General features: G+C 61.0%; 14 protein-coding genes. 10 read left to right on the top strand and 4 right to left on the bottom strand.

Annotation, left to right across the window (positions count from 1 at the left end):
- Positions 1 to 70: 70 nt before the first annotated feature.
- Positions 71 to 1,603 (bottom strand): multicopper oxidase family protein, encoded by a 1,533-nt coding sequence (locus KBX14_RS02625; RefSeq protein WP_256041790.1) that lies wholly within the window; start codon positions 1,601 to 1,603, stop codon positions 71 to 73.
- Positions 1,604 to 1,657: 54 nt separating this feature from the next.
- Here KBX14_RS02625 and KBX14_RS02620 point away from each other — a divergent pair, with 54 nt between their 5' ends.
- From KBX14_RS02620 to pth (KBX14_RS02590), 7 genes are all read left to right on the top strand, one after another.
- The gene (locus KBX14_RS02620) at positions 1,658 to 2,884 is read left to right on the top strand and encodes an MFS transporter (protein WP_256041789.1); all 1,227 of its coding nucleotides are present in this window, start codon (positions 1,658 to 1,660) and stop codon (positions 2,882 to 2,884) included.
- A gap of 66 nt (positions 2,885 to 2,950) precedes the next feature.
- On the top strand, positions 2,951 to 4,390 hold the full coding sequence (gene glmU / locus KBX14_RS02615; RefSeq protein WP_071573299.1) for a bifunctional UDP-N-acetylglucosamine diphosphorylase/glucosamine-1-phosphate N-acetyltransferase GlmU: 1,440 nt from the start codon (positions 2,951 to 2,953) through the stop codon (positions 4,388 to 4,390).
- 9 nt (positions 4,391 to 4,399) lie between these two features.
- The gene (locus KBX14_RS02610) at positions 4,400 to 5,377 is read left to right on the top strand and encodes a ribose-phosphate diphosphokinase (RefSeq protein ID WP_070362775.1); all 978 of its coding nucleotides are present in this window, start codon (positions 4,400 to 4,402) and stop codon (positions 5,375 to 5,377) included.
- A 162-nt stretch (positions 5,378 to 5,539) separates the two neighbouring features.
- Positions 5,540 to 6,898 carry an amino acid permease gene (locus tag KBX14_RS02605; protein ID WP_256000384.1) on the top strand — a complete coding sequence of 453 codons (1,359 nt, stop codon included), beginning with the start codon at positions 5,540 to 5,542 and terminating at the stop codon, positions 6,896 to 6,898.
- Positions 6,899 to 6,931: 33 nt separating this feature from the next.
- Positions 6,932 to 7,996 carry a histidinol-phosphate transaminase gene (gene hisC / locus KBX14_RS02600; protein WP_256041788.1) on the top strand — a complete coding sequence of 355 codons (1,065 nt, stop codon included), beginning with the start codon at positions 6,932 to 6,934 and terminating at the stop codon, positions 7,994 to 7,996.
- Positions 7,997 to 8,137: 141 nt separating this feature from the next.
- Positions 8,138 to 8,770, top strand: a complete 633-nt coding sequence (locus tag KBX14_RS02595) for a 50S ribosomal protein L25/general stress protein Ctc (protein WP_070362778.1) — start codon at positions 8,138 to 8,140, stop codon at positions 8,768 to 8,770.
- Positions 8,771 to 8,854: 84 nt separating this feature from the next.
- Positions 8,855 to 9,430: an aminoacyl-tRNA hydrolase gene (gene pth / locus KBX14_RS02590; RefSeq protein WP_070479311.1), complete on the top strand. Its 576-nt coding sequence runs from the start codon at positions 8,855 to 8,857 to the stop codon at positions 9,428 to 9,430.
- A 6-nt stretch (positions 9,431 to 9,436) separates the two neighbouring features.
- On the opposite strand, the gene KBX14_RS02585 is transcribed toward pth (KBX14_RS02590), so the two are convergent.
- Complete coding sequence (locus KBX14_RS02585; RefSeq protein WP_070479309.1) at positions 9,437 to 10,351, bottom strand: nitronate monooxygenase; 915 nt, start codon at positions 10,349 to 10,351, stop codon at positions 9,437 to 9,439.
- Between the two features lie 54 nt (positions 10,352 to 10,405).
- Between KBX14_RS02585 and pth (KBX14_RS02580) the strand changes: the two genes are divergently transcribed.
- Positions 10,406 to 10,999: an aminoacyl-tRNA hydrolase gene (gene pth, locus KBX14_RS02580; RefSeq protein ID WP_256041787.1), complete on the top strand. Its 594-nt coding sequence runs from the start codon at positions 10,406 to 10,408 to the stop codon at positions 10,997 to 10,999.
- Positions 11,000 to 11,009: 10 nt separating this feature from the next.
- Here the strand turns inward: pth (KBX14_RS02580) and KBX14_RS02575 are convergent, their stop codons facing one another.
- A complete protein-coding gene (locus tag KBX14_RS02575) occupies positions 11,010 to 11,564 on the bottom strand; it encodes an NADPH-dependent FMN reductase (RefSeq protein ID WP_070362782.1) in 555 nt (184 codons plus the stop codon).
- A 132-nt stretch (positions 11,565 to 11,696) separates the two neighbouring features.
- Between KBX14_RS02575 and KBX14_RS02570 the strand changes: the two genes are divergently transcribed.
- The gene (locus KBX14_RS02570; RefSeq protein WP_070362783.1) at positions 11,697 to 13,343 is read left to right on the top strand and encodes a peptide chain release factor 3; all 1,647 of its coding nucleotides are present in this window, start codon (positions 11,697 to 11,699) and stop codon (positions 13,341 to 13,343) included.
- On the opposite strand, the gene KBX14_RS02565 is transcribed toward KBX14_RS02570, so the two are convergent.
- Positions 13,340 to 14,494 carry a YihY/virulence factor BrkB family protein gene (locus tag KBX14_RS02565; protein WP_256041786.1) on the bottom strand — a complete coding sequence of 385 codons (1,155 nt, stop codon included), beginning with the start codon at positions 14,492 to 14,494 and terminating at the stop codon, positions 13,340 to 13,342. The genes KBX14_RS02570 and KBX14_RS02565 overlap by 4 nt on opposite strands.
- On the opposite strand from KBX14_RS02565, the gene KBX14_RS02560 reads away from it, so the two are divergent.
- On the top strand, positions 14,493 to 14,936 hold the full coding sequence (locus tag KBX14_RS02560; RefSeq protein WP_070362785.1) for a hypothetical protein: 444 nt from the start codon (positions 14,493 to 14,495) through the stop codon (positions 14,934 to 14,936). The genes KBX14_RS02565 and KBX14_RS02560 overlap by 2 nt on opposite strands.
- Positions 14,937 to 14,939: the final 3 nt, after the last annotated feature.

Below are 14,939 nucleotides of genomic sequence, written 5' to 3'. Positions count from 1 at the left end.
CCATTCGCGGAGGCAAAGCTTCCAAGTAATTCTTAAACCTTTTCAGGTCGTGGTCTTCCTGGAACTTAGCCTAGTGGTGATGCCCCTCCGGCATCGGCCGCAGGTTCGCCTTCTGCCCAGGCTCAACCATGACGAACTGCCCCATCATCCCTTCATCTTCGTGGAAGAGCATGTGGCAGTGGTACATGTACGCCAAGGTCGGATCCGGGTGCCAGCCGAACTCCACAATGAGGGTGACGGTTGACAGTGGCGGTACATAGATCGTGTCGTGCCAGCCTTCGGTGAATGCGACGTCGCCGTTGTCCACCTTGTCCACCAGGAACCTGGCGTTGTGGACGTGGAAGTTGTGCGGCCAGTCGGAGTTCTCGTTGGTGACGTGCCAGACTTCGGGGCCATTGTGGTCGATGACAAAGTCGACGCGTTCCATATCCATGGATTGCTCGTTGATTTGGAAGCCGTTAAGCCGGAACTCGCGCTCCGGTGCTCCGCTGACATCAGGACGCACCACGGGGACGAGCTGTGCCGGTAGCGCGTCGAGTGCGGTGTCGTTTGCTGGGGCTTTGATCTCGAGCAAATCGAAAGTGTCCTGCAAGCCAAACCCGTTGGCGACTTCCTCGTCGGGGAGGCCTCCGCCGTTCGGGACGCCGTCACTGCGCAACATGAGGTCCTTGCCGGCTTCGAGGTCCACGATGATCTCCACACGCTCGCCTGGACTTAGCAGGACCGCGTCGGCTTCGATGGGGGCGTCGAGAAGCCCTTGATCGGTTGCGATGATGTTGAACGGCACGCCGAGACTCAAGTGGTGGAAGCGCATCGTTGCACCGTTGAAGATGCGAAGTCGGACACGGCTTGTCGACGCCTCAAAGCTCGGCTTCGTGATGCCGTTGACCAGCGGCGTTGTCCCGAGGAGGCCATAAGTTGGGTCGATGGTTTCGTCGAGCTGGCCGTCCTCGGTGAACTTCGCGTCGGTGATGATGACGGGGATGTCGTCGACGCCGTACTCCTGCGGCAAGCCGAGTGCATCAGCTGCGTCATCGGCGATGACAATGCCTCCGGCGAGCCCGCGGTAGGCGTGCAAAGCGGAGATCTCGTGCGGGTGCGGGTGGTACCAGCAGGTGGATGCGGCCTGCTCGACCTGCCATGTCGGCTCCCAGCTCGTGCCTGGATCGAAGATGAGCGCTGGACCGCCGTCCGCCGCCGCGGGCAAGTGCAGGCCGTGCCAGTGCACCACCGTGGGCTCATCGAGCGCGTTGTTCACCTTCATCTCAATGGTTTCACCCTGCCGCATGTAGAGCGTGGGCCCAAGCCACGGGCCATTGAAGCCCCAGGTCTTCGTCTTTGTGCCTGGCACGATCTCGTACTCGCCTTGCTGCGCGGTCAGCTCAAAGCTGCGCGTGGTGCCATTGAGCGTGCCTTGCTCCAGCGGCGGGATAGGAAGCGGGCGGGCTTCGGCCTCAGCGCCTTCGGGCGTCGCCTGGCCGGAGCGTACCCCTCCCGGGCCTTCCCCGGCGCACGCCGCCAACAGCGCAACCTGCGTAAACAGTGCGCCTTTAAAGAATGTCCTTCTACTGATGACGTTGCGGTGAGCGCGTGCCGAAGCCATGGGTTCTCCTCTTTCGAATGCGTAAACTCTGCTGCCGACCCTACTATCTTTGGTATGACGTCTCACGAGGAGTACAACGCACGCAGATTCGTGTGGGCCAACGGCTTGCAGGGAATCGGTGACCAAATCGTTGCTACAAAGACAGTATTACCGTGGCTGTTCACAGCTGCCGGGGTACCAGCCCTGTTCACGGCATTCTTGGTACCGATCCGCGAATCAGGCTCAATGCTGCCGCAAGCCGCGCTGAGCCCCTGGGTCACGTCGCAGCGTTCGCGAAAATGGGTGTGGTTGGTTGGTTCGTGGGGCCAGGCCGCATCAGCAGGGCTGATCGCGCTCTCTGCGGCGCTGCTCAGTGGCGCTGCCTTAGGCGTTGCGATTGTCATCCTGCTTGCAGCGCTCTCGATCTTCCGTGCGCTGTGTTCAATCTCAGGCAAAGATGTACAGGGACGAACCGTATCGAAGGGTCGCCGTGGTCTCATCACGGGGCGGGCTACCGCGCTGTCTGGCGCCGTCACCCTCGCGATCGGTGTCCTGTTCGCAATTCTCCCGAATGACCTACCCCGATGGGTCCTGGTGACGCTTCTTGCGGCGGGCGCCTCCACGTGGGCGTTCGCCTCCCTGGTTTTCCGCACCATTAAGGAGCCTGAAGAGGAACCCTCGGAGGCCTCCAGCAAGGGGTGGGCACGCCAAACGTGGGACCTGATTAAGGACGACAGGGATCTGCAGAAGTTCCTCATCGTTCGCTCCCTCATGCTGGTCACCGCCTTATCGACGCCATTTATTGTCGTGCTGGCCCAGCAACAGGGCACGAACCTTTCCTCACTCGGCGGCTTCATCCTGGCATCGGGTGGCGCAGCACTCGTTGGTGGAAAGGTCTCCGGTATGTGGGCGGATAAGTCGTCGAAAAACGCGATGGCGTGGGCTGCTGGCGCCGCATCCGTCGTGCTCGTGCTCTTGGTGATGTCCGGGCACTGGCTTGCTCCCGAGGTCAACCGCTGGATCATGCCAATCGGGTTTTTCCTGGTCAACTTGGCGCACACGACGGTGCGCGTGGGCCGAAAGACCTACCTCGTGGACATGGCGGAGGGTGATCGACGCACGATGATCACCGGCGCCGCGAACACAGCGATGGGGATCGTCCTGCTGATCGTCGGTGCGATTTCATCGGCGGTTTCGACCCTTGGACCTGAGGCAACGCTGCTGTTCCTGGCCGCAGTCGGCGCGGTGGGTGTGTGGCGCGCGGCAGGTTTGAAGGATGTGTCTGCAAACTCGCGCGCGTAGCGCGTTATGCTGTTGTGCAGTTGGTTTTATACCTCATTCACCGATGAATTAAGGAGTACCCGTTCAGTGGTAAATCATCCTGAATGCGCCGTCGTAGTCCTCGCCGCAGGTGCGGGCACGCGCATGAAGTCCAGCATCCAGAAAACACTGCACGAGATCGGCGGACGCAGTCTGCTCGCGCACTCGCTGCACGCAGCCAACGCGGTAGGCCCGCAGGAGCTCGTCGCGGTTGTCGGCCACCAGCGCGACCAGGTCTCCCCCGCCGTCGATGCCATCGCCGAGGAGATGGGGCGCAGCATCAAGCAGGCAGTGCAGGAGGAGCAAAACGGCACGGGCCACGCGGTGCAGTGCGGGCTTGAGGTCATCCCAGACTTCGAGGGCACTGTCGTTGTTACGAACGGTGATGTGCCGCTGTTGCAGCCATCGACAATCACCGAGCTTATCGACGCCCACAAAGCCACCAGCGCCGCCGTCACCGTGCTGTCGCTCGAGTTCGACAACCCAACTGGCTACGGCCGCATCATCCGCGACGCTTCCGGCAACGTGTTGGAAATCGTGGAGGAAAAGGACGCTAACGAGGAACAGAAGAAGGTCCGTGAGGTCAACTCCGGCGTGTTCGCCTTCGATGCCGCGGTCCTGCGCGATGCGCTGACCCGCATCGACGCCAACAACGCGCAGGGCGAGCTCTACATCACCGACGTACTCGGCATCGCGCGCGGCGACGGCAAAGCCGTCAGCGCCTACGTGGCGAAGGACCCTCGCGAGTTGGCCGGCGTGAACGACCGCGTGCAGCTCGCCGAGGCCGGCAAGGAACTCAACCGCCGCTTGGTCGAGCGCGCCATGCGCGCTGGCGCCACTGTCGTCGACCCTGCTACGACCTGGATCGGCGTGGATGTTGAGATCGGCCAGGACGTCATCATTCAGCCGAACACGCAGCTGTGGGGCTCAACCGTGATTGGCAACGGCGCGACCATCGGCCCAGACACCACCTTGACGGACATGGAGGTCGGCGAGGGTGCACAGGTTGTCCGCACGCAGGGCTCCCTCTCCGTCATCGGCGCGAATGCGAACGTCGGCCCATTCACGTTCATCCGCCCAGGCACCGAACTTGGCGCGAATGGCAAGCTCGGCGGATTCGTCGAAGCCAAGAACGCAAAGATTGGCGAAGGCTCAAAGGTGCCACACCTGACCTACATTGGCGACGCCACCGTTGGCCGCGAGTCCAACATCGGCGCATCGTCTGTGTTCGCCAACTACGACGGCGTCCAGAAGCACCACACCACGATCGGCGATTACTGCCGAACTGGCTCGGACACGATGTTCGTAGCGCCAGTAACCGTAGGCGATGGCGCGTACACTGGCGCAGGTACGGTGGTAACAAAGGATGTGCCGGCGGGTGCGCTGGCCATCAAGGAGGGCCATCAGCGCAACATCGAAGGTTGGGTTGAGGCCAACCGCCCGGGTACGGACGCAGCGAATGCTGCAAAGAAAGCACGCGAGAACTAAAGGATCACCATGACTGGATATTCCACGGAAAGCCAAAAAGACCTCAAGCTATTTACTGGACGCGCCCACCCTGAGCTTGCGGAGGCCGTCGCAAAGTGTCTGAACATCGAGTTGGTACCGACCACCGCGCGCGATTTTGCGAATGGTGAAATCTTTGTCCGCTTCGAAGAGTCCGTGCGTGGCTCGGACTGCTTTGTGATGCAGTCGCACGCGCAGCCGCTGAATAAGTGGCTGATGGAGCAGCTCATCATGATTGATGCACTCAAGCGTGGTTCCGCAAAGCGCATCACCGCGATTCTGCCGTTCTACCCGTACGCCCGCCAGGACAAGAAGCACCGCGGCCGCGAGCCTATCTCCGCCCGCCTGGTTGCTGACCTGCTCACCGCTGCCGGCGCAGACCGCATCGTGTCCGTGGATCTGCACACGGATCAGATCCAGGGCTTCTTCGATGGCCCGGTCGACCACATGCACGCTCAGCCAATCCTGGTGGACTACATCAAGTCCAAGTACCCGATGGACAACCTCGTGGTGGTCTCCCCTGACGCTGGCCGCGTGAAGTCGGCTGAGAAGTGGGCCAATATGTTGGGTGATGCCCCGATGGCGTTCGTGCACAAGACTCGAGACATCGACGCCGCGAACAAGGTTGTCTCCAACCGCGTTGTCGGCGACGTCGACGGCAAAGACTGCATCCTGATGGACGACATGATTGATACCGGTGGCACCATCGCAGGTGCGGTCGGCGTGCTGAAGAAGGCCGGCGCGAAGTCGGTCGTCATCGCGTGTACCCACGGTGTCTTCTCTGACCCGGCACGTGAGCGTCTGAGCGACTGTGGCGCGGAGGAAGTGATCACGACCGACACGCTTCCGCAGAGCACCGAAGGCTGGAAGAACCTCACCGTGCTTTCCATCGCTCCGCTGCTGGCAAAGACCATTCACGAGATTTTCGAAAATGGCTCGGTAACAACCCTCTTCGAGGGACAGGCATAGCCTTACGCCTCACTTTCGGGATCTCCCCCTTGCGCGCTTCCCCGCGAAGCGGCGTCAAGGGGGTTCTTTGTGCACACCCAACGGTTGTCTGACACACGCAATTGATTAATGTGTGAGGAAGCCTCCGGCTATCCGGCAATCTTTATCGCAAGGAGTACGCCAATGAGCGGCGATGAACAACACCAAGTCACCAGCGATGGTGGCCTGCAGCGCAAGGTGAAAAACCGCCAGCTGCAGATGATCGCATTCGGTTCCTGTATCGGAACTGGCCTGTTTCTTGGTTCTGCGGAATCCATTAGCTATGCGGGCCCAGCGGTCCTGCTCACATTTTTAATTGTCGGGTTCATCGTCTATCTGCTGATGCGCATGCTCGGCGAGATGGCAGTAGCGCATCCTGTCTCAGGCTCGTTCGCGGCCTATGCTCGCGAGTTTATCGGCCCGCGCGCCGGGTTTATCACGGGGTGGAACTGGTGGTTTACCACCATCGTGGTGGGCATGATTGAGCTCACCGCGATGGGCACCTTCCTCGACTTCTGGTTCCCTGACATTCCACACTGGCTCACTGCGCTTGTCACGCTTGTCGTTGTGATGCTTGTGAACGCAGCACGCGTGAGCGTGTTCGCAGAGGCCGAGTACTGGCTCTCACTGTTTAAGGTCATTGCGCTGATCCTGATGATCATTCTGGGCGTTGTGCTGGTGCTTGGTCTTGGTCCGGAGCCAGCAGTCGGTTTTGGCAACCTCTTTGTCCACGGCGGATTCTTCCCGAATGGTGCATCTGGTGTGCTGTTCTCCCTGGTAGCGGTGACCTTTACATTCGGCGGCATCATGTCGATCGGTACCGCTGCTGGCGAGACGGAGCACCCGGAGAAGACGATCCCACGCGCAGTGAACTCTGTTATTTGGCGCATTTTGGTCTTCTACATCGGTGGCATGAGCGTCATCTTGCTGCTCGCGCCGTGGGACGAACAGGATATTTCCGCCAGCCCGTTCGTCAGGGTGCTCTCCTCCGTGGGAATCGACGGCGCCGCGCACTTGCTCAACCTTGTCATTTTGGTAGCGGTTGCGTCAGTGTGTAACACAATGACGTACTCAGGAAGCCGCATGCTGCGCGATCTCGCGCGCAATGGCCAGGCGTCTTCATTTTTCGCCGCAACGACCAAAAAGGGGTTGCCGCTTCGCGCTCTGCTGTTCAACGGTTCGCTGATGGGCATTGTGGTCTTCATGAACTACTTCTTTGAGGGTCGTGTGTTCGCCATCCTGCTTGCCATCATCGTCGGCTCCGAGCTGATTACTTGGGCTGCTGTGTGCTTCGCGCACCTGAACTTCCGGAAGACGCACCCCGATGTGTCGTTCCGCGCTCCGTGGTACCCAGTGGCAAACTGGATCTGTGCAGGGTTCTTCATCCTGGTGCTGGTCCTGATGGCGTTCCTGCCTGATTACCGCACCGGCCTGTTCGCTCTGATCGGCTGGGTGATCGCGCTTTCAATCATTTGGGCGTTGAAGCCGAAGTCGCGCGCCTAAAATTTTCTATTCTCTACTCAAGGAGTATCCGAGTTGATTCGCAAAGATCTCGATAGCCTTCCGTCCTACGTCCCCGGCCAGAGGAACGAGCGTGCGGTGAAACTTTCCTCCAATGAGATTGCTGAGGGCCCACTGCCCGCAGTAGAGGAGGCGATGGCACAATCACTGCGGTCGGTGAACCGCTACCCGGACATGGGTGCGATGCAACTGCGCGAGGCGATTGCTGCCTCGCTCGGCGTGCGGTCGGAGCAGGTCGCTGTCGGCACCGGGTCTTCAGCGCTGTGCCAGCAGCTGGTTACCATGACCTCGCAGCCGGGCAACGAGGTCGTCTTCCCATGGCGGTCGTTCGAGGCGTACCCGATTTTCGCTCAGATCGCGGGAGCTACGCCGGTTGCAGTGCCATTGACGGCTGACCACCGGATGGATTTGCCAGCGATGGCGGATGCAATTACCCCACGAACTTCCCTGGTGTTTGTGTGCAACCCGAATAACCCGACGGGCACCACAATCACGGAGCGCGAGTGGGCTGACTTCATGGCCCGCGTCCCTCAAGACGTTATCGTCGCGCTGGACGAGGCCTACTTCGAATACAACGCAGCCACCGACTCCCCGCGCGGTGTCGATGAAATTCAGGTGTATCCCAACGTTGTGTGCCTTAGGACCTTTTCCAAGGCGTATGGGCTGGCCGGAGCGCGCGTTGGCTACGCGTTCGGCCAGGAGGAGACGATCGATGCGCTGAATAAGGTCGCCGTTCCGTTTAGTGTGAGCTCGGTGGCACAGGTCGGTGCGCTTGCTTCCTTGTCTTCACAAGACGAGCTCCACGACCGCGTCGCCCGGACGCGCGCGCAGCGTGAGCGGCTGCAGGAGTTCTTCGCTGCATACGGAACTCCCCACTCCGAGGCGAGTTTCGTGTGGGTTCCGGCAGAGAGTTTGAACGAATCACCGCAGGAGTTGGCGGCGCAGCTTGCTTCGCACGGGGTGCTTGTTCGCGCCTTTGATGAAGGCATCCGTATTACGGTGACAAACGAGGAAGAAACCAATGCGTGCACTGCCGCCTGGCGGGCGCTTGACAATGGTGGGCGTCGAAACCTAAGCTAGCTGGGTCTCGGCGAGGGCTGATTTTGGCCGTTATCGACGCGATATGTATCTCAGACTTTGGCCTGTGATCACTCGACGAGCAATTTGTCCGTTCAGTGGTCACAGGTTTTTTGTGGCCCAATTACAAAAGGAGTCACAAACATGGCTATTACCCCAGTTGTTGTCCCAGGTCAGAAGCGCGAAGAGTTCGGCAAGGGCGCTGCACGTCGCCTGCGTCGCGACGGCCGTATCCCGGGCGTTCTCTACGAAGCTGGCATCGACAACATCCACTTCTCTGTCGACCGCATCGAGATGACCTCCATCGTGCGCAACGAGGGCGTCAACGCCATTGTTGAGCTGGAGCTCGACGGCGAGAAGCTGCTCGCGATGGTCAAGCACATCGACCAGAACGTGATCACCCTCGATATCGACCACATCGACCTGCTCGGCATTAAGCGCGGCGAGAAGGTTGTCGTCGAGGTCCCTGTTGTCACTGTCGGCGAGGCTCACCCAGACGCAGTCGTCCTGGTCGAGTCCGACCTGATCGAGATCGAGATCGACGCTCTGAACATCCCGGACGAGATCGAGGTCAACATCGATGGCAAGGAGATCGGCGACCTCATCACCGCTGCCGACGTCACGCTGCCTGAGGGCGCTGAGCTGGTGTCCGCTCCGGATCACCTGCTGGTGAACTTCACCTACGAGCAGGTTGACGAGGATCTCGAGGCTGCAGCTGAGGAAGCTGAAGAGGGCGGCGCTGAAGCTGGCGCAGAGTCCACTGAGGAAGCTGAGTAATCCTCCCGCTGCGTTTCACAACGTTTCGACGCCCCGTTCCACATGCGAGCGGGGCGTTTTGCCATCTGTGCCTATGATGTGGGAATGACTGCTTCACCTATCATCGTCGTGGGCCTTGGAAACCCTGGCCCGAAATATGAGGGAACGCGCCATAACGTAGGCGTGTCTGTTATTGAGGAGCTCGCGGGCCGAGCAACGATGTCGCCGGCGACGCTTGCGCTGCACAAGCGCACGAATACCCAGGTTGCGGAACTCGCCGCAGGCAGGCTTCTGGCGGACCGTCGAGTGGTCCTGGCACGAACGCAAAGCTACATGAACGTGTCTGGCGGCCCGGTCAAGGCACTGCTTGACTACTTCGACGCCTCCCCCGCGGACCTTTACGTGGTCCACGACGAGCTTGACCTTCCGCTGGGAGAGGTGAAGCTACGCACCGGCGGGGGCGACCACGGGCATAACGGGCTGAAGTCAGTGACCCAGTCGCTGTCGAAGCTGAAAAACGGCAAGAACTACAACAAGCTTGCGGTCGGGATTGGGCGCCCGCCGGGCAAGATGCCGCCGGCGGACTTTGTGCTGCGCCAGTTCGCGGCGAAAGAGCAGATCGATGTCGCGATTGCTGTTGCCGATGCGGCCGACGCGTTCATCGCCCACGCGCAGGGTTAAACAGGGTTAACGGGTACCTGCCATCCACGCTTCCACGGCCGCCGCGGGCCCCGTAGGCAAGGTGCCTCGGCGGGCACCGACTAGGCAGTAGTCATTGCTCGAGGTCATGGGGCGCAGGTAGGGGTAGAGTGGCGGCAGATCGGGGTGTTCGTCTGTGAACGCGCTCTGGATACCCCTGGCGACCCGTCCGCTGAACGCCCTGCTGGCAATCGTCGACCGATCGCTTTGGAGAAGCTCTCGGTTGCGCAGGCTCGTTCCGGCTTCGTCCGTCATGAGGAATATGCTGCCGCAGGATACCGCCGTGGCGCCTGCTTCAATGAGGCGATCGACGTCGTAGGGCGTGCGCGCTCCCCCAGCCGCGATGATTGGCACTCTGATGTCCTTGAGCACGCGGACAAGCTCCAGGGTGTCCCGCGGGTCGGGTGTCTCGTTCGGCGACCACGTTGCGCGGTGGCCTCCTGCAGAAATTCCTTGCACCACAAGTGCGTCAACGCCACGCGCGACGGCAACCTTCGCTTCTTCTTCGTTGGTGACGGTCGCCCAGGCCTGCGCGCCGGCGTTGTGTGCGCGTTGAATTTCGCGCTCGGAAAAACACCCAAACGTCGAGGAGACCACTGCAGGGCCAGCCTCGAGCGCAATCGCAAACTTATCCTCGAAGCCACAGCTCAAGTCAACATCCGGCACCTCCACCCCAAGTTCCGCGGCCAGCGCGCGGACGTCACGCTGATCGGGCGCAATCCGCTGTGGCATGAAGAAGTTCACGCCAAAGTTGCCGGTGACCTCCGCAAGTTCTTCGCGGGCCTGCGAGACGCTGCAGGTCCCAAACGCGAGGAACCCAAACGTCACGGCGTTGACAAGGGCCGGCGTGGAGGGTCCTCCCGCCATCGGAGCCGCAATAATCTTCGGTAGCTGCATACCCATACGCTAACGGCTCCCACCGTGAGAATCGAGAGGTTCTGCCTTACACTAGCCTCCGTGTTGAACTTCTTCCGCCGCTTCAAGCGCGCCAACCCCGCCCCTGAGAACATCGACTGGCTCGTAGTTGGGCTGGGCAACCCTGGTACCGAGTACGAGCGGACGCGACACAACGTCGGCTACCTCGTTGTGGATGCGCTCGCGGAATCGCTTCCGGTCATCGCAGGTCGCGATTACTCGTTCGCGGTGAAGGACGGTGTGGCCTACGCCCGCGCGCACACCTACATGAACGAGTCCGGCAAGGCCATCGCTCCGCTCGCCGCGCGCTACAACCTTCCCCCGGAGCGAATCGTGATCGTCCACGACGAGCTGGACCTGCCTCCGGGCAAGGTTCGTTTGAAGCAGGGCGGCAACGAGAACGGCCACAACGGGTTGAAGTCGCTCACGCAGGAGCTTGGGACGCGCGACTACGTGCGGGTGCGCGTCGGCATCGGCAGGCCGCCGAAAGCAAGCGGCATCGCTATCCCCGATTGGGTGCTTGCGGAATTCACAACCACCCCCACTGACGCAATCGCGTTAGCTGCCGATGCCGTCCACGCAATCACCAGCACCGGGCTCGCGCAAGCGCAAAACGAGATCCACCCGCGCAGCTAACCCGGCTCTCCTACTGGGAAGCGTGATGGTGACGCAAGAACTGTTCCAGCGCATTCAGCATCTTCGTCAGGTCTGTGTTCTTCTGCGGGCGCGGGGTGAGGGTGCCGTTGGTGGCGTCGTCGAAAAGTGAAAGGGCAACTTGGTTGCGCACGTCGAACATCGAAAAGTTTGCGACGATCTGCCGCCAGTGCTCCACCGCGCGAATCGCGCCGTCGGCACTGTATCCAACGAATGCGACGGGCTTCATGGCCCACTCGCCGCTGAGGCTGTCGTAGGCGTTCTTCATCGCGCCAGGCACGGAGTGATTGTGCTCAGGGGTAACGAAGATGTAGCCGTCGCAACTATCGACTGCGCGAGACCATGCGGTAACACGCTCATCGGCGTACTGTTTGTTCGCGCCTCCAGGTAGCGTCGCTGTGTCGAGCAGTGGGACTTGAAACTCCTGGAGATCAAGGATCTCGTAGGTGACGTCGGGGCTGTTCGCAGCAGCGTCAGCAACCCAGTGGGCAACTTGCTCGCCAAAGCGGCCTTGGCGAATGGATCCGAGCACGATTCCGACTTTCATCACAAACCTCACAGTGTTGCGTTACGTTGACCTAATTCTTTCCCAACCGCGGCGACTATAGCACCGCCGCTTCTCACCCTACCTGCCTCCGGTTGTCTATCTCCCCCGCCTTGCGACTACGCTTGAGCACTTATGAGCACGTCTACTGGTACCCGCGCAGAGGCCCACCGTCGCCGCACGTTCGCAGTCATTGCCCACCCCGATGCTGGTAAGTCAACGCTGACGGAGGCGCTCGCGCTGCACGCGCACGTTATTTCGGAAGCAGGTGCGGTGCACGGAAAGGGCAACCGCAAGTCGACGGTCTCCGACTGGATGGATATGGAAAAGGAGCGCGGCATTTCGGTCGCGTCCTCGGCGCTCCAGTTCGAGTACCTCCCCGAAGGCTCGGAGGCGACGACGCCCTACATGATCAACCTGGTTGATACGCCTGGTCACGCCGATTTCTCCGAAGATACCTACCGCGTGCTGTCCGCAGTCGATGCCGCTGTCATGCTTATCGACGCCGCCAAGGGCCTTGAGCCACAAACCCTCAAGCTCTTCCGCGTCTGCAAGGCGCGCGGCTTGCCGATCGTCACGGTGGTCAACAAGTGGGACCGCATCGGCCGCGAGCCGCTCGAGCTGGTGGACGAGATTGTCCAGGAGATCGACCTGCAGCCGACGCCGCTGTACTGGCCTGTCGGCGAGGCTGGCGACTTCCGTGGGCTCGCCCACATCAACGCTGACGGCGAGGCAGACAACTATATCCACTTCATCCGTACCGCCGGCGGGTCCACCATCGCGCCGGAGGAGCACTACTCCCCTGATGAGGCAGCTAACCGCGAGGGCGAGACCTGGGAGACCGCCGTCGAGGAAGCTGAGCTGCTTGCCGCCGACGGCGCTGTGCACGACCAGACGCTGTTCGAGCAGTGCGTGACCTCCCCCATCATCTTCGCCTCCGCGATGCTGAACTTCGGTGTCCATCAAATCCTGGACACGCTGTGCGCGATCGCGCCAGCTCCTCAGGGCCGTGACGCCGACCCCAAGGCCGTCGAGACTTCCACCACCGCGATGGATACTCACCGTGACCTCGACGACGACTTTTCCGGTGTGGTGTTCAAAGTGCAGGCAGGCATGGACAAACACCACCGCGACACCTTGGCGTTTATGCGAGTCATCTCCGGCGAGTTCGACCGCGGTATGCAGGTCACGCACGCCCAAAGTGGCCGTACGTTCTCCACCAAGTACGCGCTGACGGTCTTCGGGCGTAACCGCGACACCGTGGAAACCGCCTTCCCCGGCGACATCATCGGTTTGGTCAACGCCGGTTCGCTCGCGCCGGGCGACACCATCTACGCAGGCAAGAAGGTGCAATACCCGCCGATGCCGCAGTTCGCACCGGAACACTTCCAGACGCTGCGCGCTAAGTCTTTGGGCAAGTATAAGCAGTTCCGTAAGGCCCTCGACCAGCTGGATGCGGAAGGCGTTGTCCAGATCCTGCGCAACGACCTGCGCGGCGACGCTGCTCCGGTCATGGCGGCCGTCGGCCCGATGCAGTTCGAGGTCATGCAGGCCCGCATGGAGCTGGAGTACAACGTGGAAACAGTCACGGAACCAATCCCGTACTCGGTGGCACGTCGCACCGATGCCGAATCCGCGGAGGCGCTTGGTCGCCAGCGTGGCGTCGAGATCTTCACGCGCACTGACGGCGAGCTCATCGCCCTGTTCGGTGATAAGTGGCGCCTGGCCTTCATCCAGAAGGAGCACCCGAACCTCACGATGGAACCACTCGTCGCCGACTAGGCCTCCGGCCCCTCCTCGACGTCGTCGTCATCCTCCTCCTGCGCTTTGAGCGTTGAGGCACTGCGGTCGATCCAGCGCTGCACTTTCAGCCGGAAATCGACCGCTTTTGTGCTGCGTGGCGGGACCTGGATTATTGTTTCGGCGTCGTAGCCCGCCTGCAGTTGCTTCACGCGCAGCACTTCCGCGTCGATCTTGACGCCTTCAAGTAGCACGACGTTCATCACCCACACCAGAACAAGCACGGCACCTGCCGTACCGAACGCCCCGTACGCGCTCGAAATCCCGATCGTGCCGATGAACCACGAAAAGCCAAGCCAAATAATGAAAATCGCCGTCAACGCCATCGAAGATCCGAGGGTGAGCAGGCGAAACTTCTCCGGCCGTACGTTGGGCGAAACGTAGTAGAGCACGGAGATCAACGCGATCGCAGTCACGATGATGACTGGGAAGCGGGCGTAATCCCAGACAGGCAGGAAGATCTTTGTCAGGTAATCAACGGTATCTGTCATCCCTAGAGGTTCTGCGATCGGCTGCAGCAGACCGTTCACAATTGACTCGCGCAAAAACGTGCCGACGATAATCACGATCACCCCGAGCACCATGACCAGCGTGGTGACCCACATCGTGAACCACGTGCGTACCAGGTTGCGCCCCTCCATGCGACCGTACATGACGTTCGCGTTCCGTGAAAAAGATCGCACGTACGCGGATGCGGAAAGGAGCGAGATCACAATCGATACCACCAGCGCAATCGTGCTCTGCGCCGGTGTGCCAATCACCGTCAGGAGGAAGCGCAGGGCCTCATCCTCCAGCGCTTCGGGCACATAGAGGGCGATGAAGTCGTCGATGATGTCGTTGACGGCGGCTTCATCACGCGGCAGCAGCAGCGTCGCGATCGAGTAGACCGCCAAAATCATCGGGGCGATAGACAACACGGCGTAGTAGGTCAGCGCAGCTGCGCGGTCAAGCATTGCGTCAACCGAGAAGTCCGCAATGACACGCTTAGCCACGTATATCCAGCCCTGTGGCGTGACCCGGTTATCTTTTGTGAACACGTCAGGCCCGTCGCTGTGCTGCGGCACGTGCACGAGTTCGCCGGGACCATAGGGCACGACGTAGTCTGTCGCCGGAGGCGATTGGCTGTGTTCCATGGCGTTTACCCTAGTACAGGGTATCGTGTGCACCATGAGCGTGTTGGGTCAGATTAAGCAATGGTTCGGGGCGGGCGCTGCTCCTGCACTCGCTGAGTACCCGACGGAGTATGAGCGTGTAGAGCTCCCGGTCCTCAAGGTCACGACTGCAGCGCTCTCCCCAGGTTCGGACGAACGACTGGTCATCGTGACCTCCACACCAGCGGCACTCGCGGAGCTCCAGCGTATCGACGGCCCACTCCAGATGATCTGCCCCGGCGCACGCACCGTGACCTGGGTGCCCGTCAAAAAGCCCGCTGTTCCTGTACTCGACCCCAATGCTGGATGGGTCATCCCGCTGACCGCTGAGGCGCGTCAGGAAATCGCTTCGCTGCCGGCGACCGAAGGCGAGCTCGAGCTGCAGACCATGCACCTCGCGTTCATTCTCGAGTCTGTACAGTAAGCC

It is taken from the genome of Corynebacterium sp. CCUG 61414, assembly GCF_024453945.1.
In the GTDB taxonomy this organism is placed as follows: domain Bacteria; phylum Actinomycetota; class Actinomycetes; order Mycobacteriales; family Mycobacteriaceae; genus Corynebacterium; species Corynebacterium pseudogenitalium.
Note: the sequence above shows the minus strand (reverse complement) of the source record. Positions and strands in the feature narration are given on the sequence as shown.